17 protein-coding genes are annotated in these 19756 nt (G+C 35.4%); 8 read left to right on the top strand and 9 right to left on the bottom strand.

Annotated features, from left to right (window positions below; genetic code table 11):
• Window positions 1-68: 68 nt before the first annotated feature.
• Window positions 69-284, bottom strand: coding sequence for a helix-turn-helix transcriptional regulator (locus IZT61_RS17475; RefSeq protein WP_196098315.1), 216 nt, complete (start codon window positions 282-284; stop codon window positions 69-71).
• Between the two features lie 170 nt (window positions 285-454).
• Here IZT61_RS17475 and IZT61_RS17470 point away from each other — a divergent pair, with 170 nt between their 5' ends.
• The 4 genes from IZT61_RS17470 to IZT61_RS17455 all read left to right on the top strand — a co-directional run bounded on the left by IZT61_RS17470 (window position 455) and on the right by IZT61_RS17455 (window position 5461).
• Window positions 455-1744 (top strand): S41 family peptidase, encoded by a 1290-nt coding sequence (locus tag IZT61_RS17470; protein ID WP_196098314.1) that lies wholly within the window; start codon window positions 455-457, stop codon window positions 1742-1744.
• 134 nt (window positions 1745-1878) lie between these two features.
• Window positions 1879-2958 carry an MAC/perforin domain-containing protein gene (locus IZT61_RS17465; protein WP_196098313.1) on the top strand — a complete coding sequence of 360 codons (1080 nt, stop codon included), beginning with the start codon at window positions 1879-1881 and terminating at the stop codon, window positions 2956-2958.
• Window positions 2955-3395: an RICIN domain-containing protein gene (locus IZT61_RS17460; RefSeq protein WP_196101351.1), complete on the top strand. Its 441-nt coding sequence runs from the start codon at window positions 2955-2957 to the stop codon at window positions 3393-3395. Before IZT61_RS17465 ends, IZT61_RS17460 begins: the two co-directional genes overlap by 4 nt.
• A 581-nt stretch (window positions 3396-3976) precedes the next feature.
• Complete coding sequence (locus IZT61_RS17455) at window positions 3977-5461, top strand: MAC/perforin domain-containing protein (RefSeq protein ID WP_196098312.1); 1485 nt, start codon at window positions 3977-3979, stop codon at window positions 5459-5461.
• Between the two features lie 638 nt (window positions 5462-6099).
• Here the strand turns inward: IZT61_RS17455 and IZT61_RS17450 are convergent.
• The 3 genes from IZT61_RS17450 to IZT61_RS17440 all read right to left on the bottom strand — a co-directional run bounded on the left by IZT61_RS17450 (window position 6100) and on the right by IZT61_RS17440 (window position 8680).
• Window positions 6100-6735, bottom strand: a complete 636-nt coding sequence (locus IZT61_RS17450) for a DUF268 domain-containing protein (RefSeq protein WP_230383749.1) — start codon at window positions 6733-6735, stop codon at window positions 6100-6102.
• A gap of 80 nt (window positions 6736-6815) precedes the next feature.
• Window positions 6816-7826, bottom strand: coding sequence for a glycosyltransferase family 2 protein (locus IZT61_RS17445; RefSeq protein ID WP_196098311.1), 1011 nt, complete (start codon window positions 7824-7826; stop codon window positions 6816-6818).
• Window positions 7823-8680, bottom strand: a complete 858-nt coding sequence (locus IZT61_RS17440; protein WP_196098310.1) for an alpha-1,2-fucosyltransferase — start codon at window positions 8678-8680, stop codon at window positions 7823-7825. Before IZT61_RS17440 ends, IZT61_RS17445 begins: the two co-directional genes overlap by 4 nt.
• Window positions 8681-8759: 79 nt before the next feature.
• On the opposite strand from IZT61_RS17440, the gene IZT61_RS17435 reads away from it, so the two are divergent.
• Window positions 8760-9875, top strand: coding sequence for a glycosyltransferase family 4 protein (locus tag IZT61_RS17435; RefSeq protein ID WP_196098309.1), 1116 nt, complete (start codon window positions 8760-8762; stop codon window positions 9873-9875).
• A gap of 267 nt (window positions 9876-10142) precedes the next feature.
• On the opposite strand, the gene IZT61_RS17430 is transcribed toward IZT61_RS17435, so the two are convergent.
• Window positions 10143-11177 carry a hypothetical protein gene (locus IZT61_RS17430; protein WP_196098308.1) on the bottom strand — a complete coding sequence of 345 codons (1035 nt, stop codon included), beginning with the start codon at window positions 11175-11177 and terminating at the stop codon, window positions 10143-10145.
• A gap of 772 nt (window positions 11178-11949) precedes the next feature.
• Between IZT61_RS17430 and IZT61_RS17425 the strand changes: the two genes are divergently transcribed.
• From IZT61_RS17425 to IZT61_RS17415, 3 genes are all read left to right on the top strand, one after another.
• Window positions 11950-12693, top strand: a complete 744-nt coding sequence (locus tag IZT61_RS17425) for a DUF6261 family protein (RefSeq protein WP_196098307.1) — start codon at window positions 11950-11952, stop codon at window positions 12691-12693.
• Window positions 12694-13324: 631 nt separating this feature from the next.
• Complete coding sequence (locus IZT61_RS17420) at window positions 13325-14260, top strand: glycosyltransferase family 2 protein (RefSeq protein WP_196098306.1); 936 nt, start codon at window positions 13325-13327, stop codon at window positions 14258-14260.
• Window positions 14261-14590: 330 nt separating this feature from the next.
• Window positions 14591-15541 (top strand): glycosyltransferase family 32 protein, encoded by a 951-nt coding sequence (locus IZT61_RS17415; protein WP_196098305.1) that lies wholly within the window; start codon window positions 14591-14593, stop codon window positions 15539-15541.
• Between the two features lie 22 nt (window positions 15542-15563).
• Here IZT61_RS17415 and IZT61_RS17410 read toward each other — a convergent pair whose 3' ends face one another.
• From IZT61_RS17410 to IZT61_RS17395, 4 genes are all read right to left on the bottom strand, one after another.
• Window positions 15564-16424 carry a glycosyltransferase family 2 protein gene (locus tag IZT61_RS17410; protein WP_196098304.1) on the bottom strand — a complete coding sequence of 287 codons (861 nt, stop codon included), beginning with the start codon at window positions 16422-16424 and terminating at the stop codon, window positions 15564-15566.
• A gap of 44 nt (window positions 16425-16468) precedes the next feature.
• Window positions 16469-17404: a capsular polysaccharide synthesis protein gene (locus tag IZT61_RS17405; protein WP_196098303.1), complete on the bottom strand. Its 936-nt coding sequence runs from the start codon at window positions 17402-17404 to the stop codon at window positions 16469-16471.
• 241 nt (window positions 17405-17645) lie between these two features.
• Complete coding sequence (locus IZT61_RS17400) at window positions 17646-18428, bottom strand: glycosyltransferase family 2 protein (protein WP_196098302.1); 783 nt, start codon at window positions 18426-18428, stop codon at window positions 17646-17648.
• A 4-nt stretch (window positions 18429-18432) separates the two neighbouring features.
• A complete protein-coding gene (locus IZT61_RS17395; RefSeq protein ID WP_230383748.1) occupies window positions 18433-19476 on the bottom strand; it encodes a Stealth CR1 domain-containing protein in 1044 nt (347 codons plus the stop codon).
• Window positions 19477-19756: the final 280 nt, after the last annotated feature.

Below are 19756 nucleotides of genomic sequence, written 5' to 3'. Positions count from 1 at the left end.
GCATGGCTTTTGAAAAGAATCTTGGAAAATCTGGGTCTTTTCAAAGATCTTTTGACATCGTAACATTTCTAAGGATCGTTTATTAAGCTTTCCTTAATGATCTGATCAATAACGATGTTGTAAAACTCAGCAATCTTTTGGAGTTGCTTAACCGTGAATTCTACATCGTTATCTTCCCATTTTCGATAACTAACACGACTAATGCCAATGCAATCGGCGACAAATTGTTGTGTGTATCCGTACTTGTTCCTGTATTTTCTTAAAGTAATCCCTATATCTAACATTTTCGAGCGGTTAAAATAAATTTGATTTATTACATATATATATGATAAATCAGTAAATAATGATAATTAGGGATTATCAAATTTAATATTTTTAATTTGTCTCTTTGGTAAAAACCGTTCAAACATAACAGCTTTCACACTGATTTGTATTTATTCGCCAAGTCTATTATATGTTAAATACCTCTAATTACAGTTTGCCTATCTTGGTGTCTATTTTACTCTGGTCTCCATGCGTTTTAAGCTGTAAGAAAGAGAATAATATAGGTGCTAATGTCGAAGAGACTGTTTCTCCAACCACAGGAACGAGAACTGAGCTTACCATCGATTCGATATTTCTCTATGCGAAACAGATTTATTTATGGAATGAAGTACTACCAGCATATAAAAGCTTTTTGCCTAGAGAAAAGTACGTTCACATAGCGCCAGAGATTATCGCATTTAAAAAGGAGCTTTTTGACATTTCACAATTAAAAATAAATCTGTCGACAGGAGTGCCCTACGAAAAATCGATTAATGGTTCCCCCAAATACTCTTATTTGCAAGCTGGTAGCATAAGCGCCGGCACTTCTCAGGCTGGCCCAGCAACTGGCGAACTAATATCCAGCAACAGTGTTATTGAATCTGGCGGAAAAAAAATCGCTTATGTGGCTTTGACTGGGTTTCCTAAATTGATTGATAGTAAAGCTAAACTTGATGATATTTTTGCTAGATTCTCTATAGAAAAGCCGAAATACTTGATTATAGACTTACGCAACAATAGGGGCGGATATGTAGAAACTGCCGAATACGTAGTTAATTTAATTGCACCTAGCACGCTAAATGGAAAGGTAATGTATTCGGAGCAATTTAATTCGACCCTGCAAACGGGGAAAGCCTCCATTTTAAAGCACCAACCTTACTTAGATGAATATGGAAAGCCTGTGATTTATAAAGGCCGGAATGCAACCATGGCCGATGTAGATTATACGGAGGCGGGCAATACCTATCGATTTGATAAAAAAGGCACGCTCGAAACCGTTGAGGCTGTTTACATCATTGTATCTGGTCGTACAGCATCGGCAAGCGAACTGCTTATCAGTTGCCTTAAACCTTATATAAATGTTAAACTGGTTGGGGAAAGCACATATGGAAAGCCTGTTGGCTTCTTTGCGATAAATATCGATCAATATGCTGTTTATTTAAGTAGTTTCTTCCTAAAAAATGCACAAGGTTGGTCTGAATATTTTAATGGAATGGAGGTTGATATACCGGTTAGTTTAGCCAATGATGCCCCATTTGGGGATGTTAATGAACCTGGGTTAAAAACTGCAATCGCTGCGATAGTAAATAATGGAAAACCTTCAACTAAGAAAACTTCTGTCCCAAGCAAACCTATCATTTTGCAATCTGCTCGCACCCTCTCAGCAAAAGCTAACATTCAGTGGGGCGCTTTTGAGAATAGGCTGAGGCTCAAGCCATAAGCACAGCAAGAATCTTCTTTACTAATTTCGATATTATTCATTATACGGCTTAGTAAAACTTATTTGTTTATTATGATAGCCATAGGTTTACATGTTCGTAATTTTTTTGTTGTCTGTTTGTGAAAAATTAAACAATGAAAAAGAATTACAAAATTAAATTGATCTGCTTGTTATGTGCCTTTACGGCATTATTAAGCAATTGTAAAAAGGGTGAAACGATTGAAGAGAAGGGGTTGAGTGGTAAGCATAATGCAGTTGCAGGCTATGGCAGAGATGGGAAAAATGATTTATTAGGTTATGGCTATAATGTGCTTGGAGAATTTGGGAATGCAAGTGCAGCTACAAGGCCTGTCATCGATGTCGATCGGTTACAAACAGATTATCCCACAAGAGTGGTATATGATCTATCAACTGAAACCAAAGGTTACTTAACTGCCGGCAGTGATGCCGTATCCTATTTAAAAAAGATAACGGCCCGTCTAAGCACTACATTTGGCTATCAGTTTCTGGGAGCATCGCTGTTCAAAGCAACCATCACTGCAAACTATAGTAACAATGATGTTTTTTCAGCTAAATATATTTATAGTAACTACTATTTAAAAGTACAGCAAAAAAGACTCAAATTAAACACAGTGAATGATGTACTACAATCCTATCTAGATCCAGAATTTATATCTTATGTTAATACTCAGACACCTGAAGCTATCGTTAACAGATATGGTACACATGTTTTAGCCGAGATTATATTGGGTGGTAAATTAGATGTTACTTATCAATCACAAACTACTAAATCCGATAAAACCAAAGCAAGTTCGGCAGGTATAGACCTTAATGTAAAAAAGATCTTTAATCTGAATGTAGGATACACTTATGACACTCATGATGTTGAAGAAAATTTTAACCAAACTTTACATTATGCAACTATAGGAGGCGATCCAACTAAAAGCTTGATTGGCGATATTGCTATAGGCAACGCTTCGAATCCAAATCCAACGCCAACAGTTAATATCTCAGCATGGCAAAGTAGCTGCACGCTAGAAAATTCAGTGCTAATTGATATTGCTCCCGATGGCTTAATGCCTATATGGGAGCTAATCTCCGATCCAGTAAAAAAGGAACAAATTAAAAATGTGGCTGAAAAATATATTAGTGATGGGCAGGCTAAGCTTGTAGCTGACGGGCTTAAATATGGTATCTATAAAATAACTAAATAACTAGCAGTCAAGCCTTAACCATCCCTAATTACAAAGGATCATCTTATAAAAACGGAACAGATGCTTGCCAGTGGCCTTGGTATGATGGGAGCGAGCAAAAATGGTCTGTCCAAAAAATAGGAGATGGTACTTACAAAATGACAAACCTAAAAAGCAATCAGGTGTTAACTATCCCCAATTATTCAGGTTCATCATATAAAAATGGCACCAATGCGTGCCAGTGGCCATGGTACGATGGAAGCGAACAAAAATGGAATCTTGAAAAAATAGGAGATAATACCTATAAAATAATCAATGAAAAAAGTAAACAAGTTTTAACCATTCCTAATTACAACAATTCTGCTTCATTATATAAAAATGGAACAAATGCCTGCCAGTGGTCTTGGTATGGTGGAAATGAGCAAAAATGGAAATTTGAACTACTTCAAGAACTTTAAAAGTGTAAAAAGAGCCTCAATAGCAATTGCGGCTCTTTTTCGTTTTTTATCACTAAAAATATGACAGCAAGCTCGTCCCCTAAAAGGCTAAATCATCAACTTCCCAAACGCTGTTAATATGAATTGAATAATTGATTCAGTTTGTGGATTTTGATTAAAAAGGCATCAACTTGTGGGCCTTTTTTATGGAAATTGGAAACTGTGACATGTCAGCCTTCAAAATTTTAAATCCGTAAACATGTTCAGTCATTCTGGAGCCTTTACACTTTTCTATTTCTCGATCTAAGTGGCCGTATTGTTTCGCATAATATGGTCCGTATGCATGAAGGCAGTAGACATTTCTATTATTATTTCAAACCTATCATTTTGCAACCTAATCGAACGCCCCAAGCAATAATCAACATGCACTCGGGTGCTTTTGAAACTAGGGTGAGGCTAAAGCCATAAGCACAGCAAGAATCTTCTTTACTAATTTCGATATTGTTCATTATACGGCTTAGTAAAACTTATTTGTTTATTATGATAGCCATAGGTTTACATGTTCGTAATTTTTTTGTTGTCTGTTTGTGAAAAATTAAACAATGAAAAAGAATTACAAAATTAAATTGATCTGCTTGATATGTGCCTTTACGGCATTATTAAGCAATTGTAAAAAGGGTGAAACGATTGAGAAGAAGGGGTTGAGTGGTAAGCATAACGGTTTAGCTATTGCTGGCGATGGAAAGTGGGATTTATTAGGCCATGGTTATGATATAACTGGTGAGCTATTTGATAGAAATAGCGCTTCTGATGTGTCGATTATCGATATCGATAATTTCAACAAGGATTACCCTGGCAGAATTGTTACGCCAACTGATACAAAAGGTGATCATAATGTTTATTTAGGCGCCACTGCTTACGATTACGTAAAAGACGTAAACATTAAAAGAAATTTTGGACTTAAACAAACTGCGGGGGATGATAAAGGGGGCAAGCTCTACGGTACATCTAATTTTTCATTGACCAACGATGATCAGAATACTTACACTTACAATAGTAGGCACTCATATGCAACTTATGAATCTTGGTTTAGGATAAAAACTATAAATTTTACCGGCGATGTTACTGTTGATTTATTGAAAAACTATTTAACGCCATTATTTATCGCCAATTTATCTAATTATAGTGCAGAAGCATTAGTTGAACGATACGGAACTCATGTTTTATTAGGGATTGACATCGGAGGGCGTTTAAGATACGACTATAAAGGCTCAGTGGTTAAAGAAACTACCCTTCAGGCGAAAAAAGATGCGATAAAAGCAGGCTTCTCAATCGGAATTGAGAAAATATTCAGTGTTGATTTGAGCGCTGATCTAAGCAAAGAAGAAAAAACAACAATTTCAAATGAGACAACGGAAAAATTGTTCAAGGGAACTTTCTTTGGTGGCACAAATTCAGGAACAAGTTTTACAGGAGATAAAGATGGAAACACAAGTGTTTCAATAAATCTTGTTAGTTGGCAGCAAAGTATTAATGTCAACAACGCAACGTTGACAAATATTAACAGGTCAGTTCCTATTTATGATTTTATAAGTGATCCAGGTAAAAAACAGCAGGTTAAAGATGCCGTTGAAAAATATATTGCAGACAGGCAAATAAAAGAGCTGGGTGAAGTTCCGATTCATCAATATTACCATCATACAAACCAAGATTATCTATATAGCTTAAGTGATAATGCAATAGACCCGTCTTGGTCAGGCTGGGCTTATCAAAGGCCTGCTTTTTATGGGTTTAGTTCGGCTAAAAATGGATCGATTCCTATTTATCAATATAGACATCATCAGCAAACTAGAATGATTTATTCATCTAATCCAAATTTAATTCAGCCTAACTGGCCAGGCTGGAGCTCACCAATTGTAGCTTTCTATGCATATTCACAAAGTAATGTTGTTGGCACAGTTCCTATATATGAGTTTTATAACGAAAGAAACCAATGCAATTTGTATTCTTCTGATATAAATGCGGTAAGGGGTTATTCAGGATGGTTAAGAACGGGAATTGCCTTTTATGCATATTCAATTAATTAGGTCTTTTTATTATTGTTGTGTTATACACAGATCACATAAAAAACCACCAAATTAAAAAATGCCCTGTTTGGTGTGGTAATACTCACTAATACGATCAATGGCCGATAAAAATCGGCCATTTTTTGCTCTTTCTTTTATACCCTTAACTTAGCGGTACCTCAGCTGCTGTCGCGATATCTGCCGCGCTCCCCACTACTTACAATTTTATGTTAGATTAGTTTTTAGGATACTAATTCCAAATGAAATCCATAATACCTTTTCTATTCTGTTATTCAAACTCTTTCTACCTTTCAACATGTTTTGTTAATCCGGAAGTTTCGTATTTTTCTATCTCTCAATCCAAATGCCCGTAACTGCTTTGCATAATAGGGGCCGCAAGCATGGAAACAGTATTTGTTTTTTATTAGACCGTATTCCAAGTTTAAATATTTTTAACGGTTGTGATAGCCGCTATCTAAGCAAGTAAAACTTGAATAAAATAGTGTAAGATGGCTAGCCCTTGTCGTTAGGGCTGGTAATGCATTATAGTAACCGCTAGCTTATCTGAAACCAGAAACAACCACATCCATAATGTTGTCTTTCCAATATCGCCTCATCAGGATTAACAATTAACCCACCATCTTCACCATCTTCTGGTATTAGTGCAAATTCTTTAAGCTGCAAATCCGAAAACAGCTCAAAAATGCTTTCTTTAGTATATACACGGTGAGCGTTAAAATGTATCTTGTGGTATTTGCCAGAGGTACTACAAAGAGGAGATTTCCGCCGGGCGCTAATACTCTTTTAAGTTCGTCAATAGCTTTTTTATCTCCGTCATAATCTAAGGGGTCACCATAACGCCCCAAGCCGATATGTTCAACGGTATGCATACAGGATAATGAGTAAACACTGCGGTCTGCGAAAGGTAAATTTAACAAATCGCCACCGAGCGCCTTTAATCCTGTTAGATAAAGTTTTGCAGGCCTATAGTCATAAAATTCTACGGGGATGAAAGCAGATAGTATCGAGCAAAAATGAAGGGTCGACGAAATGTCAATATGCTTTTTGGGGTTATTGGCTTTAATTATTCTTGCAGCCCAAGCCGGATGGTAAACGTAATGCCTATCAAATCCAGTGTATGTAGTCGCATCACTTAAGCAAGGATATAAATCCTTACTATCCAGAACAAAGCGTTTATCTGTTTGCTTTTCTAACGTTATTAACTGGTTAAATTGAAGCTTAAAATTTTTCGTTTTCGCATCATTCTTCAACAATTTTTTTATTTTCTTAATCATAAAGCCGCCAGTTCTTTTCTAAGGTAAATAGAAATGTTTGAATACTGAAAGAAAAAAAAAGACGCTAATCTAGATTATATCTATCTATTGCGCAAAGAAAAGAACGACTGCTTAAATACCTTTCTTACCTGCTTAAAAGTACAAAACCTCCACTTAAACAACCTGTTATCAAAGAACAGAAAGAGTGCTGCCTTCGCCTTTCTTTCTCTTAAAATTTCATACCATTTGTTAAATAGAAATTCATCTAATATATTTTGCTTATATCTTTTTGTCTGTCGATTTGCTAACTTGACTTCACTTAAAAAGGTCGCATATTCTTTAACAGTAAATTGATTTGTTTGCCTTTTGTATAACGATAGATGGATGGCGGACCAAAGTTCATCGTTTGTTAAGCCCAATTGCTTGCGCAGGTTATGGAGGACGCGAATTTCGTTTTTTATCTGCCTGCTGTTATCTTTTATAGATATATTATTTGAATGGATACGGTAATTTACCAAGGTTTGGTTTAAGTTGGCAACTGGGTAATTTTCCGCTATTCTGGTAAACAGCTCAAAATCTTCGGCTGGATCATAATCTTTGTAACCACCCAACGCAAGGAATACATCCTTTTTAAATATCGCTGTTGAGTTAATGTAGGGATTGCCAAACAACATAAACACTTCAATAGTTTCGTCGAACGGTTCGATATAATTAACTCCTGTAAGCTCACCACTTTCATTAATCACCGCAGCATTCCCTCCACATAGGGCGATATCAGGGTGGCTCTCCATAAAAGCCAATTGGAGCTCCAGTCTATCTGGGCTTGCTACATCATCGCTATCTAAAATTGCAATGTATTTTCCGATAGCCAAGTTCAACAGTCGGTTCCGCGTATAAAATACGCCTCGATTACCATCATTATGCACAAGCTTTATTCGAGGGTCTTTTATACTTTCAATTACACCTACCGTATTATCGGTAGATCCATCATTCACGATAAGTAATTGAAAATCGCCAAATGTTTGATTGATGACGCTTAGGATTGATTGACGAATAAATGGCTCAGCATTATACGCGGCCATAAAAACCGTAACTAACGGAGTTTTTATCATATCCTTAACCATGTTTTTGGACAAACCTGGTCATTATTGTCGATGCCATTTGCCCAGATTTTTGGTGCTATAACTATTTTTTCCGAATAACTATTGAGCCAAGCTGCCCACCAACTAAAACTACTGTTTGCAATGATTTGATGTTTACATGCGCTCATCAATTGCATATCTACATAACTTTGTAACCCATGGTTCCAATTAATAGCGCTTGCTTTAGGTAGGTTTAAATGTGCCTTACACCAGTCAATGTCATTCGAAAAAATAAAGTATATTGCATTAGGAATACGCTGTTCAAGTATGGAAATAGCCTGCTGGTAATAATCCAAGCCACATAATCCACCCAAAAGTTCGTTTGTTAAATAATCGCCTCTTCTAACATGTATAGCTACGCTATTGGAGTGTTTAATCTCCTCGTTTACTAACTTGTTTTTTGCTGATAATGGCGGTCTAAACTTAAAGGCGTTGGTAATTTCGTCTGCAATATCAATAAAATAACGTTCGTTTTGCCAATATCCCCAATACAGCCTATTGCTTACATTTTCTTCTAAAGCTTGTTTATCAAAATCAAACAACTTCTTTTCTTCATAGTAAGTCTTTTTCAAACCAAAAACACGCCTTAGCTTCCTAATATTCCACTTATTAAAGGTGGGATCATATATTTTACTCATCACCCCGGAAGCATAATCAGCCTGAATGTTGAAGATATGTTCAAGCTCGAAACCGTTATGCAAGGTATACTCGTCAAAGCTCGCTGTACTAATCTTAACCGTTCCAAAGTTTTTCCGCAAAGCCAAATAAAATGCGTATTGAAACATTTGATTGCCTAAACCGCCTAAAATTTTAACTATTTTCACGTTTTAAATGTAAGTTTATCATAAATAGACCACAAAAATATATTAATAATCTTACAAACACCTTTGCGCTAACAATACGATGAAAAAAATACTATTTATAACGCCGACTCTAGCTAGAACCGGTTCTGAAATGATTTTGTGGCATTTATTGAATAATATAGACAGAACGAAATTTGAGCCCTATGTATATGTATTCAGACAGGGAGAGCTTTTTGATCAACTTCCAAAGAATATAACGAAGTATTTAAATTATAAAGAGGACAAGCGGTTTCATATAAAATTGTTGAGGCGTATTTTAAAAATATTTAAGATAAACCACACTTCTTTCCAGCTTTTAAGAATTCAACGAACCATTAAGGCAGATTTATGGTATGTAAATACGTGTACCTTGAGTGAGCCTTTTATGCCGGCAAAAACAATAGGGGTGAAAGTGGTTACTCATATACATGAAAATTTATTTGGTTTTACCTTACTTAGAAATAGAAACTTAAAAGAGGTTATTACCTGTTCAGACTATCTAATTGCATGTTCAAATATTGTTTACGAGAATCTGAAAAAAATTAAAGACAGTAAAAAACTGTTATTGCAAAATTGTTTTATTGATACAAATCAAATAAAAATTGATCTACAACTACCAGCAAGGCTTCGGAAAGAACTAAATATTCCAAGTGATCGGTTTGTATGGATCATTTCGGGGAGTGTTCACTACATAAAGGGAATAGAATATTTGATTCAGTTACTCGAAATCTTTAAGAACGAGAATGTATGCTTTGTGTGGTTGGGAAAGGAGACTGATGATGGGCTTAATTTTTATTTGAATCAAATAGCCATGAGGAGTAACAATAAGCTGATACTGTGTGGCGCTAAGGATGAGGATTATTATAGCTATATGAAAATGGGTAACGGCTTTTTAATGTTATCAAAAGCAGAGTCATTTTCTCTAGTTATTTTGGAAGCTGCCTATTGTGAGTTGCCAATTGTATCCTTTGATGTAGGAATGGCTAATGAAATTATAAAAAAAGATATGGGAACTGTAATTGATGGTTATGATGTAACTAAACTACAAGAAGCTATGGCTTTTTATCATAAAGGAGGTGCATTTAATCGGAAATCGTTAAAAAGTGCAGTTAAACCATACACTTTAGCAGTTCAAATACCAAAATTCGAACTCCTGCTAACAAACCTACTCAAATGAGAAACGCTTTTTCCGTATTTATTAATGATAAATTGTTAGGTTGTTATAATTTTGTTCTACTATGCATCGATTTGCTTCCGCGAAAAATTGACAATTTGTAACAGAGGGTAATCAGTTGTCCATATTCTCCAAAGAAAAGAATAATCCTCTTTCCACATTTTTATTGTAGTACATTAGTTTTTTAAAGAGTACTTAATAGCCTTTATTTATTCTCGAACGATTATAAGTTTGAACAGACTATTAGCTGATGCATGCAACGGTTGTATCTTATTTTGATTCGGGTAAGTCAATAGAGTCATACCTCCCATAATCCAGCACATATTTAATCCAATTATCAAAGCCGTATTTGTTTTTAACTTTTTCTGATACGGCTTTCATCGGAGTGTTCAAGAAACTTTCTAAATCGCCACTGTTTTCTCCATTCCAAACAAATATATTAGCAGGATCATAAAAGTCATAGCTTTTAATGGCGGCATTGGTTGTAATCAGTTTTTTATTGTAATTTAATGCCTCAAAAACTCGAAAAGATAACCCTTCGTGCACCGGATTTTGCACCTCAACTAAAATCGTGCAATTTTTTACATTTTCGAGATTACTTGAATAGGGTATTATTGAGTCTGCTATAATAGTGAACGATTCTTCTTCTATTTCTTCTCGGAGCTTTTTATTATCGCAAACCAATAAAAAGTTTAGTGGAATGTTTAACGGCTGCAGTGCGTATGCAATAGCTGCTACTTCAGAAAACCTCTTTTTGTTTATATAGCTACCACAAAAATAAGCCTTTTCACCACGGAAGGTGTTGGAATAATTTCTATCAGGAATGAAAAAGTTGGTAAGTGACAGCGTAGCTGTTGTAATATCTGCTTTATCAAAAACAAAAAAACGATCAAAATTCTTAAGATAGTTGTATATTTTCGGATAGCGATCCAAACCATCCCACTGGTACGCCACGGATAACCCTGATTTTTTACATGCCTCTTCGATAAACCGCGAAGGAAACAGGTCGGGTCTTATAAAGAATGAAAAATCAGCTTTTGGAACCTCCATTAAAGAAGTCATCAGCAAATGCTCTATTTCACTTGCTTGTAATTTCTTTTTATTTGCGTAATCTTTAAAGAATACTTTTCGATACACATTATGTATCCGCTGCCAAATATTTTTATATTTAAATTTACTATCCAGAACAGGCGAAAAATCAAATACTTTTAACCCTACACGCTCCAGCTCTGGCTTTATAACCGACGAGAAACCAAAAGTTGTTGGTGCCCCAAAAATGATTGTCTTCCCTTCAAACTCTAACACTTTTCTATCCTTTTACGCTTTTTATTTTTTTTATAAGTACTTAACGTAAAATAAACGTATAACATCTCCGTTTCGCTACAAAAATATACTAATAGTTTTAACATCATAGCATTTATAGATTTATTCTAGGGATAGCGAATGATAGTTATATTATTGGGGTTCAATCTTCAATTCACATCAACTTTGAAGAAACCGTTCAAGGGCTAGTCACAAGAATCTTATCTAAAATTACCGCATTTACAATGATATAATATCTCAATTTCTTTGTATGCAAAATGGTTTAAACAAAATAAAAATCTATTTAATTTAAATGCGCAACTGGAAATTATCTACAACTAAAACCCAAACAATTACGTATCACCGAATCTTTTAGTTAAGTTTGATACAAACATTTCCATATCCCATCTGGATACCCTTTACCAACAAATTTTTTTATCTTCCCTATTTTTTACATCCTACGTATTTTTTTAACCCTTAAAAACTAAATTGTAATGATTTTGGAAGGTATTATAAGAGTTCCGCCTTAGCAATTTTTGTGGGCCTTAAATTAGGTTGAAACCTAGCTCGAAAACTTGTCGCCAAGGGCGACAAACAATGAAACTGATATTGAAAGCTTCCTGCCACCAGCAACGAGGTAGCAAAGTTACTTGGAAACCTTCCCGCTACCTAGCGCGGAGGTATCATAGTTAGTATGAAAGCTTCCCGATACCTAGCGCCAAGGTGGCATAGTAAAATTTTGATTTTAATCTTTAACAATTTTAAAAAACCAAATATGATTGACAGCATCGTACTACAGCCGCTCAGAAACGGCGAATACATCCAGTTTTTAACCGATACGCTAAACACTGTGTTAAAAAACGACCCGGATGACCTTAATGTGAGGGCACAATACGATTTATTAAGAACAGCAACCGATGACATTGAGAAGCTTTTTAAAATAAGCCAAGCAAGTTTAGTTACCAAAGAAATAGAAGCTATAGATGCCCGAAGAGATCAAGCCATAAACGGCATTACTTTTTTGGTGCAAGGTTATACCTACAGTACCGATGCCAACATAAACAAACAAGCAAAAATATTGGCGGCGCATTTAAACTTGTTCGGAACGGGTATAGCTAAAGATAATTACTTAAGCGAAACCACTACCCTGCGCAATATTATTAACGATTGGAATACCAAGGCTGAATTGCAAACTGCTGTAAGCGAGTTGAACCTAACGGACTGGAAAAAAGAGCTGGAACAGGCCAATAACGAATTTTCTGATGCCTATGCTAAACGCAATGAAGAATTGGCAACCGCACCCGCCGAAAAACTGAGGGCGTTACGCAATAGTGCCAATGAGGTGTATTATAAATTGCGTAATAGGTTAAACTCCAATCTCGATATTAGTGATGGCGCAGAACCCTGGGCAAGCACCATTAATTTGCTTAACCAAACCATAACCAATTACAACACCTTATTAAACCGCCGAGGAGTTGTAGAAGCCGACGGTGAACAACCTTCATCGCCGATGGGTTGAGAAAGCAAATGATGTTAAGTTTGCCGACAAAGTCGGTCAACTTGACATCTATTATCCCGTACTACCGGATTCGCACTGCTTTCATAACCTCTCCCTATCAACGTTTGGGTTAAAAGCAATGCCTTTGCTTTCCCTTCTGACTTCTTCGGAAGGGATGTACAGACAGCGCAAGACCCACCAGCATTAAAAGGGAGAGGTTTAGTGCGCCAAACTTAATCCAATAGCTATCGAATCTGTGCTTAGACTTTCATTTAGCTTTTTATGACGGCCTCTTAGGTATACTATATAATCGTTATCCGCTGCGGATGTACTTAAGTAAGTGGATAACTACTTGTCATCATGGTTCATAAATTATTTTAAAAACATACCACAACCAACCCGATAAACGTTTATCACATTAGGAATAACCCCGCAGGCCTTAAACCTGCGAGGTTCGGTTCAATAAAATATCGAGTTTTGAAAATTTTTATTCTATTTTAGAACAAAAATTACTTAAACAGTTAACGTACGAGATATTTTTTTTGATTATAAACCTAATGCTAATTTTTTTCTGACGGTTTTTATGCTGAGCAAATATCTCCTTTGATAAGCCAGACCGGATAGAGAAATCTTATTCCCAATACACCTATCTATGCCTATTATTTCCATTATCGTTCCAAACTATAACCATTCAGCCTATCTCAAACAGCGTTTAGCGTCTGTATTTAACCAATCATTTCAAGACTTTGAAGTCATTATTCTAGATGATTGCTCAACAGATGATAGTAAAACGATTATAGAGCAATATAGATTTCACGAAAAAGTTAGTCACGTAATATATAATGAGATTAATTCTGGATCGCCCTTTGAACAATGGGAAAAAGGCATAAATCTGGCAAAAGGAGACTGGATTTGGATTGCAGAAAGTGATGATGTGGCCGAAAAAGAATTTTTAGAAACCGTATTTAACAACGCAAAAACTGATGACGATATTGTACTCTCTTACTGTGCCTCTTGGTGTATAGATAAGAATGGGAAAAAGGAAACACGGTTGGCATGGGCAGATGATATAAGCGAAAGAAATTGGTTGAAAGATTTTAGAAATGATGGGCTAGATGAGATTAACACTCAATTTTTTTATAAAAATGTGATACCAAATGCCAGTGCAGTGTTGTTTAAAAAAAAATCGATAGATACAGCTGTGTTTCGGCTTATAGCCAACATGAGGTTTGCAGGCGATTGGTTGTTTTGGATAAAGTTGTTGGAGAGCGGTAAGGTTTGTTATTCAGCTAAAATATTAAACAATTTCAGATATCACGATAGTACTACAAGAAACATCAAAAATGCTAGCTCAGAAAAACAAAGATTTGAAGAGTACTTTAGCGTTTTAAATTACTTGAATAAGAATAATAATAAGGTACGATGGAATTTTAAGAAACATAAATGGATTATGAAAGAGTGGCTAGAGCGGTATAAATTAATAAAAGGAAGCACATCCTTACCGTTCAACATTAAATTTCCGTTTACTTATAACATTGCTCTTTTATTCAAATTTATGAAAAGAAGCATAGCATCTGTAAAGCGATAACTGAACAGATTTAGTGTTTGGAAAGTTAGCCAATTTACAATACTTTTGACCCTCCTCTTATAAATCGAAAGTTTAGGATAAATATTTAAATATTCCATTTAGATCTTGTGTTGCGTTAAGCTGGTGCAGAATAATAAATTGATATTTAATAACTGTTTAAGAAGTAGATCGAGAAATAAAAGCGAAAACAACACATAAATAACCTGAGTTTTGGGTCTTTACTTAATGTTTTTGATGCAAAAAATAATAATTAAAATATTGATATAAAGCATTAAACATCCAAAAAGCTCATTAAATTTTAATACTGAAATCAGGAACGATTAAATTACGATGCGGTTAACATTAAATAAGATCAGTGATGAGTTGTGGGTATTTTTAAAAATGCTGAAATGTTTGGTCGTCAATACAATAAAAGGCACCTCTTTACCTCAAAGTTATCCAGTCGAAAAGAAACTAATTATTACAAATAATCCCGATGCAAAGCCGCAAAGCATCCCTAAAATTATTTGGATGTATTGGGAAGAAGATTTCATTCCTTATTCTATTCAGAAAATGATTGATGCTATCCAAAGGTTACATCCCGAGCATAAGATTCATATTTTAAGTAAAAATAAAGTAAGCGCATTTCTTCCAGACTTAGTAATCAAAGGCAAAATGCCTATTGCAAATAAAACCGATATTATAAGATTGGAATTGTTATATAAATTTGGTGGCATATGGATGGATTGTACCATAATTTTAAGAGATAATTTAAATTGGATACACGAAAAGGCCGAAAGCGAAGGTTTTGATATTATTGCGCATTACAATGAAAATCAAACGATAGATGCCGAATACCCAGTGCTTGAATCTTGGTTATTGGCAGCAGCCCCAAATAACCATATAATTAAGCGTTGGTTGGATGTATTGATACCGCTGAAGGATTTAGGTAGCAAAAACTATTTCGAGGACCTTAAAATAAGGCCAGATTATGATTTAATAAAACAAAACATCCCGATACCGCACTATTTGTTAGTTTTTATAGCTTGTCAAATTGCTTTTAGAGAAAGTAAAGATTTTAATTTGTACCTAAAGAGATGTGAAGACAGCGCATTTTACATTCAAGGATATTATGGGTGGGTTAATCATAAAATAAATTTTGCCTTATGCCGATTGGACAACTTTTTACCCCATATTTCAATGATTAAACTTACTTCACGTAATCGACGATTAATTGAAATGTTTAGAAAGTGTGGTTTAATCAAAAAGAACAGTACAATGGGTGAGATAATGAATTCTTAAAATACGCTTACTTTATATCTTATCATTTATCTCTTCGTTGTATAATGCACAGGCCCAAAAAATACCACGCAGCATTACCTTTATCATCGGTCTTTTTTTTCAGCAACAGCATGCCTAAAAACCGATAGCGAGTCCACCTTACAGCATGATTGTTAAGTTTTATATTGTGCATCTTTTCAAAGTTCTTTCTAAAAAGCCGTAAAGGTTTCATCGTTTTCTCCCGTTCCCATTTGCTTTTTTTACGCTGAGTTACCAATGCCGAATCCTGTCTGTATTTATAGTAATAAACCGCACCGGGAGCAGACACAACTTTGTTAGCTAAAAACACAGCTTGTATGGAGAATATCATATCCTCTGCAATATGCGCCGTTTCATCAAACTCCAATTTTTGCTTACTTAAAAAAGATGCCTTAAACAAATACTTGAAACAATAACCGTGGCTGGCTACCTTAGTTAATGCCAACTTATCTTCATTTACAATTGCTAAAAATTGATGCTCAATAGAATACGATGATTTAGGTTCTCTTTCATTAATCATTCCGCAATAGGCAACATCTGCATCATAACTTAGTGCAGGCTTTAGCATTTGTTCATAAAAATCGAGGTTTATTAAATCATCTGCATCCATAAAATGTATAAAATCTCCTGTCGCAGCTTTTAAGCCCATGTTTCTGGCTTTAGATACACCTTCGTTTTTTTTACGAATAAGTTTAACCTGGTATCGCTCCGCAATCTCGGCGGTGTTATCCGTCGATCCATCATCCACAACTATTATTTCGATGTTTTTATGCGTTTGATATAGGATGTTTTCGAGGCATTGGGCCAAATAGGGCGCAGCATTGTAAGCAGGAATGATAACCGAAATGAGATGTAAATTTTCCATAATTATAATTACTGTGTTGGCTATCTTTTTGATCAATGGTTAACTTAAATATACTTGTTGTAAAACAACTTCAATCGCTTCAAGCGATTATCCCTAAAATAGGCCAATTTATGTATCGGGCTTGCCTTTAATATTTCTTCATCGGTAATAGAACTGCTATCTGGATACTTCATTTTTGCTTGTAACAGATGAGGAATGGTATCACTGACAACTACACATTTTTCATTAACAAATTGTGTTTCAATAAGTAAATTATATAAAATTTGAAAGAAAAAGTAATTGATAATTCGATCTTGGGTCTTCCAATAATAAAGTATTAAGTTTTGCATTGCTGAGATAACGGCATTACCTTTTTTAGCAAAGATTATACTATTCAATGTCCGTACTTTATGATTTGGATGCCAGCTCCAATAGTAAACATCTGTATTTTCCCAATAGGCTTTATTTGATGTTGCATAGTCTCGTTGGTAAATAAAATAGTCAAGTTTTGTAAAACGCACAGGTAAAGTATCTGTCAGCAAAATTGTGGCATCTAACCATACACCACCATAGGTATTAAGCAGTGCTAAGCGAAGTAAATCTGAAAAAAAGGTTCTGTTAAATGCAGGATTCTTTCTCTTTTCCCAAACAAAATCAGGTAAATCTAGGTAGTGGCTTACGGTTTCATCACTCAACCTTATTACCTCATAATTTCCTTTGTATTTATCTACAGATCTAAAGCACATCTGCACCACCTCGGGCAATTCGACGTTTTCAATTCCTTGCCCCCAATACTGCCAAATAATACTTCTTCCAGCCAGATCTTGCTTTGGTTTTAGTTCATAAAAGTCACATTTTCCGTCGAAGTAATCAGCAACAACACCCTTCCAATAACTTTCTACATCTTGGTATAGTTTCCAAATCTTGTTGCGTTTATAATATTTTTTTGTTGCTCCTTTTATATATATAAATGTTGCTGATAACTTTTTTAAAATATTCATTTTATGGCTAAATAATGATAACATGAAGTACTAACCTGAGTTCGATTATTATTTCATCCGAAAACTGCCTTAATCACACTACCAAGACACCACGTCATTCCCACGCAGGTGGGAATCTTAATGCAGTGCGCTGTTTTTTGCATTAAGATCCCTCCCGAAGTTTCGGGAAGGATGACGACCGTTCATATTAAATGTTCAATACGAGCCCAAAACATGTACTTTAATTATCGAACTCAGGTTACTAAGTAACCCATTTTTTAATAATATATCGCAACTTTCCAGTAGTTACTCCCGGTATTTCGAAATTATGTTTACGGGCAAATTCCAATGCAGCATCCTTGGCATGTTGCTTATCTTCACGCCGTTTTTTTCTATGCGCCTCATCTTTATTGGTCATAATCGAATTTTCCTGATGGCAATAGGTATACTCAGCCTTCGGTACAACCACCACTTTCTCTGCAAAAAAGACAGCAGGAAGAGAGAACATCAAATCTTCCATCAATCTACCCTCTTGAAAGCGCAAGGCATGTTTTTTTAAAAAGTCAGTGTTAAACAAATACCGCCACACAAACCCCATCTTTCCAACATAGGTGGCCTCCAGTTTATCGTGTGTTGCTGTGTAAACTCTTTCTGTTTTAAACCGCTGCGATTTTTGCGGTCTTGCCTTATTAATAATCTCACTACAGGCAATATCCGCATCCGTATCAACAATTGCAGTATGCATCAGCTCATAGTAATTCAAGTTAACAACATCATCAACATCCATAAAATGGATAAACTTGCCTGTTGCCGCATCCATTCCCGTGTTTCTGGCGAATGAAAGGCCCTGATTCTTTTCGAGGTTAATTAACTTTACGGGGTATTCTTGTATGTATGTTGCAGATTGATCTGTTGATCCATCGTTTATTACAATGATTTCTAAATTGCTATAGGTTTGCCCCAATAAGGCCTCCAAACAGGTTTTGACATACTGTTGGCCATTATAAACTGGAACCACCACCGAAATCAAGTCCTTTTCTTCCATTGTCTTAAATTTCAAAGCTAGATTTTTCGGGCAAGATGCTGGCAAATGCCTGCTCTACCCTCGCCATTGTTTGTTCATAATTTCGCATATGTTCATTATCATTAATGCAAACCAGCGAGTAAGATTGTTCTTTTATTGCTTTAATCGCCTTTTCGGCCTTAAACAATAGTGGAAACATCTTTGTATTTTGATAGGTATTGTAAGAATTAAAGTTTGATTTACAAATCTGCCAGGTTCTGAAAAGCTCCTGCGTATAATCATTGGGGCTACGAAATCTATGTCTTGACATTGCTGTAAGCTCCTGCCCCTCCTTTTCCCACACCTCTTCAAATGTAGATTTTAGATAAGGCTGTGCATTATGTGGCGTTCTGAGCGTTACAAACTTGTTGTAGAAGGATAATTGCTTGGTTAACCTTCCGCGGCTACCATAACTTTCGTCGTACCATTTGTCACGATCTCTCTCCAGCACTTCTTTCTTATCAAAATGTTTATTAATCAATCTGATATTATTTTTTAAACATTTGCTCCATAACGACAGACCAAAATTCATCCTGAAAGCAGCAATATCATTCGGCAAGCCGTTCTTAAAAAATCGTTCCTGTGTAATGGGCTTAATGATGAAAAAATCGTCATTGAAGTAAACAAAATGCTCAGCAAGGTTTGGAATTTTGTGAAGATAGATCTCGATTAAACTGGAATTAAATACTGGAAGAAATTGGTTAGGAATATAATCTTCATGGTTAACAAGCTGCAATTTGGGGTGATTTAAATTTAACCATTCGGGATGCTGACCACAAGTAACAAAGTGGATTTTTCTTACCCATGGTGCAAATTTTTCAACGCCCCTAAACCAATACTTCAAAAGCCCGTGATCACGAAAGCGAGCTTCGGAAACCTCGTTCTTTTTATTATCTATTTTACCCGAGTAAGCAGCGAAATCCTTTTTCCATTTCGGATCGTTCATATCTACCCAAGTAACTACAAAATCAATCTCCATACTGCCTATTAGTTCTTTTAATTGAAAGGGGATAAAGATAGTGAAATTCATTTACAATGATTCGAACCCCAATTAAGATATAGAGAACGGCATTTTTGTTAGAGGCGTAAAAGTAGTTATTTGTTGACACAAAGGTTATGTTGTAAAAGTGTAAACTTATTCAACATTCTTCTCGATTTCTCCATGTATTTCATCGCGCTACTTGACTAGTTGAACGTTTAAGCTAAATTTGCTGTCAATATCTCCCTACGGTATTCTATTATGTGTAATACAAAAACCTGCAAGCGCGGAAAACGTCAATTTAGGATGATGGGAATATTGTATCCCTATT

Source organism: Pedobacter endophyticus (assembly GCF_015679185.1).
Classification (GTDB): Bacteria; Bacteroidota; Bacteroidia; order Sphingobacteriales; family Sphingobacteriaceae; genus Pedobacter; species Pedobacter endophyticus.
This window is presented reverse-complemented; position numbering and strand designations above follow the sequence as displayed.

Bases quoted from the DNA above. Each gene is read 5' to 3' on its own strand.
- IZT61_RS17410 (WP_196098304.1), bottom strand. From the start codon at position 16,424: ATGGAAAATTTACATCTCATTTCGGTTATCATTCCTGCTTACAATGCT.
- IZT61_RS17395 (WP_230383748.1), bottom strand. From the start codon at position 19,476: ATGAATTTCACTATCTTTATCCCCTTTCAATTAAAAGAACTAATAGGC.
- IZT61_RS17420 (WP_196098306.1), top strand. From the start codon at position 13,325: ATGCCTATTATTTCCATTATCGTTCCAAACTATAACCATTCAGCCTAT.
- IZT61_RS17405 (WP_196098303.1), bottom strand. From the start codon at position 17,404: ATGAATATTTTAAAAAAGTTATCAGCAACATTTATATATATAAAAGGA.
- IZT61_RS17400 (WP_196098302.1), bottom strand. From the start codon at position 18,428: ATGGAAGAAAAGGACTTGATTTCGGTGGTGGTTCCAGTTTATAATGGC.
- IZT61_RS17425 (WP_196098307.1), top strand. From the start codon at position 11,950: ATGATTGACAGCATCGTACTACAGCCGCTCAGAAACGGCGAATACATC.
- IZT61_RS17470 (WP_196098314.1), top strand. From the start codon at position 455: ATGTTAAATACCTCTAATTACAGTTTGCCTATCTTGGTGTCTATTTTA.
- IZT61_RS17415 (WP_196098305.1), top strand. From the start codon at position 14,591: ATGCGGTTAACATTAAATAAGATCAGTGATGAGTTGTGGGTATTTTTA.
- IZT61_RS17445 (WP_196098311.1), bottom strand. From the start codon at position 7,826: ATGATAAAAACTCCGTTAGTTACGGTTTTTATGGCCGCGTATAATGCT.
- IZT61_RS17450 (WP_230383749.1), bottom strand. From the start codon at position 6,735: ATGATTAAGAAAATAAAAAAATTGTTGAAGAATGATGCGAAAACGAAA.
- IZT61_RS17465 (WP_196098313.1), top strand. From the start codon at position 1,879: ATGAAAAAGAATTACAAAATTAAATTGATCTGCTTGTTATGTGCCTTT.
- IZT61_RS17475 (WP_196098315.1), bottom strand. From the start codon at position 284: ATGTTAGATATAGGGATTACTTTAAGAAAATACAGGAACAAGTACGGA.
- IZT61_RS17435 (WP_196098309.1), top strand. From the start codon at position 8,760: ATGAAAAAAATACTATTTATAACGCCGACTCTAGCTAGAACCGGTTCT.
- IZT61_RS17455 (WP_196098312.1), top strand. From the start codon at position 3,977: ATGAAAAAGAATTACAAAATTAAATTGATCTGCTTGATATGTGCCTTT.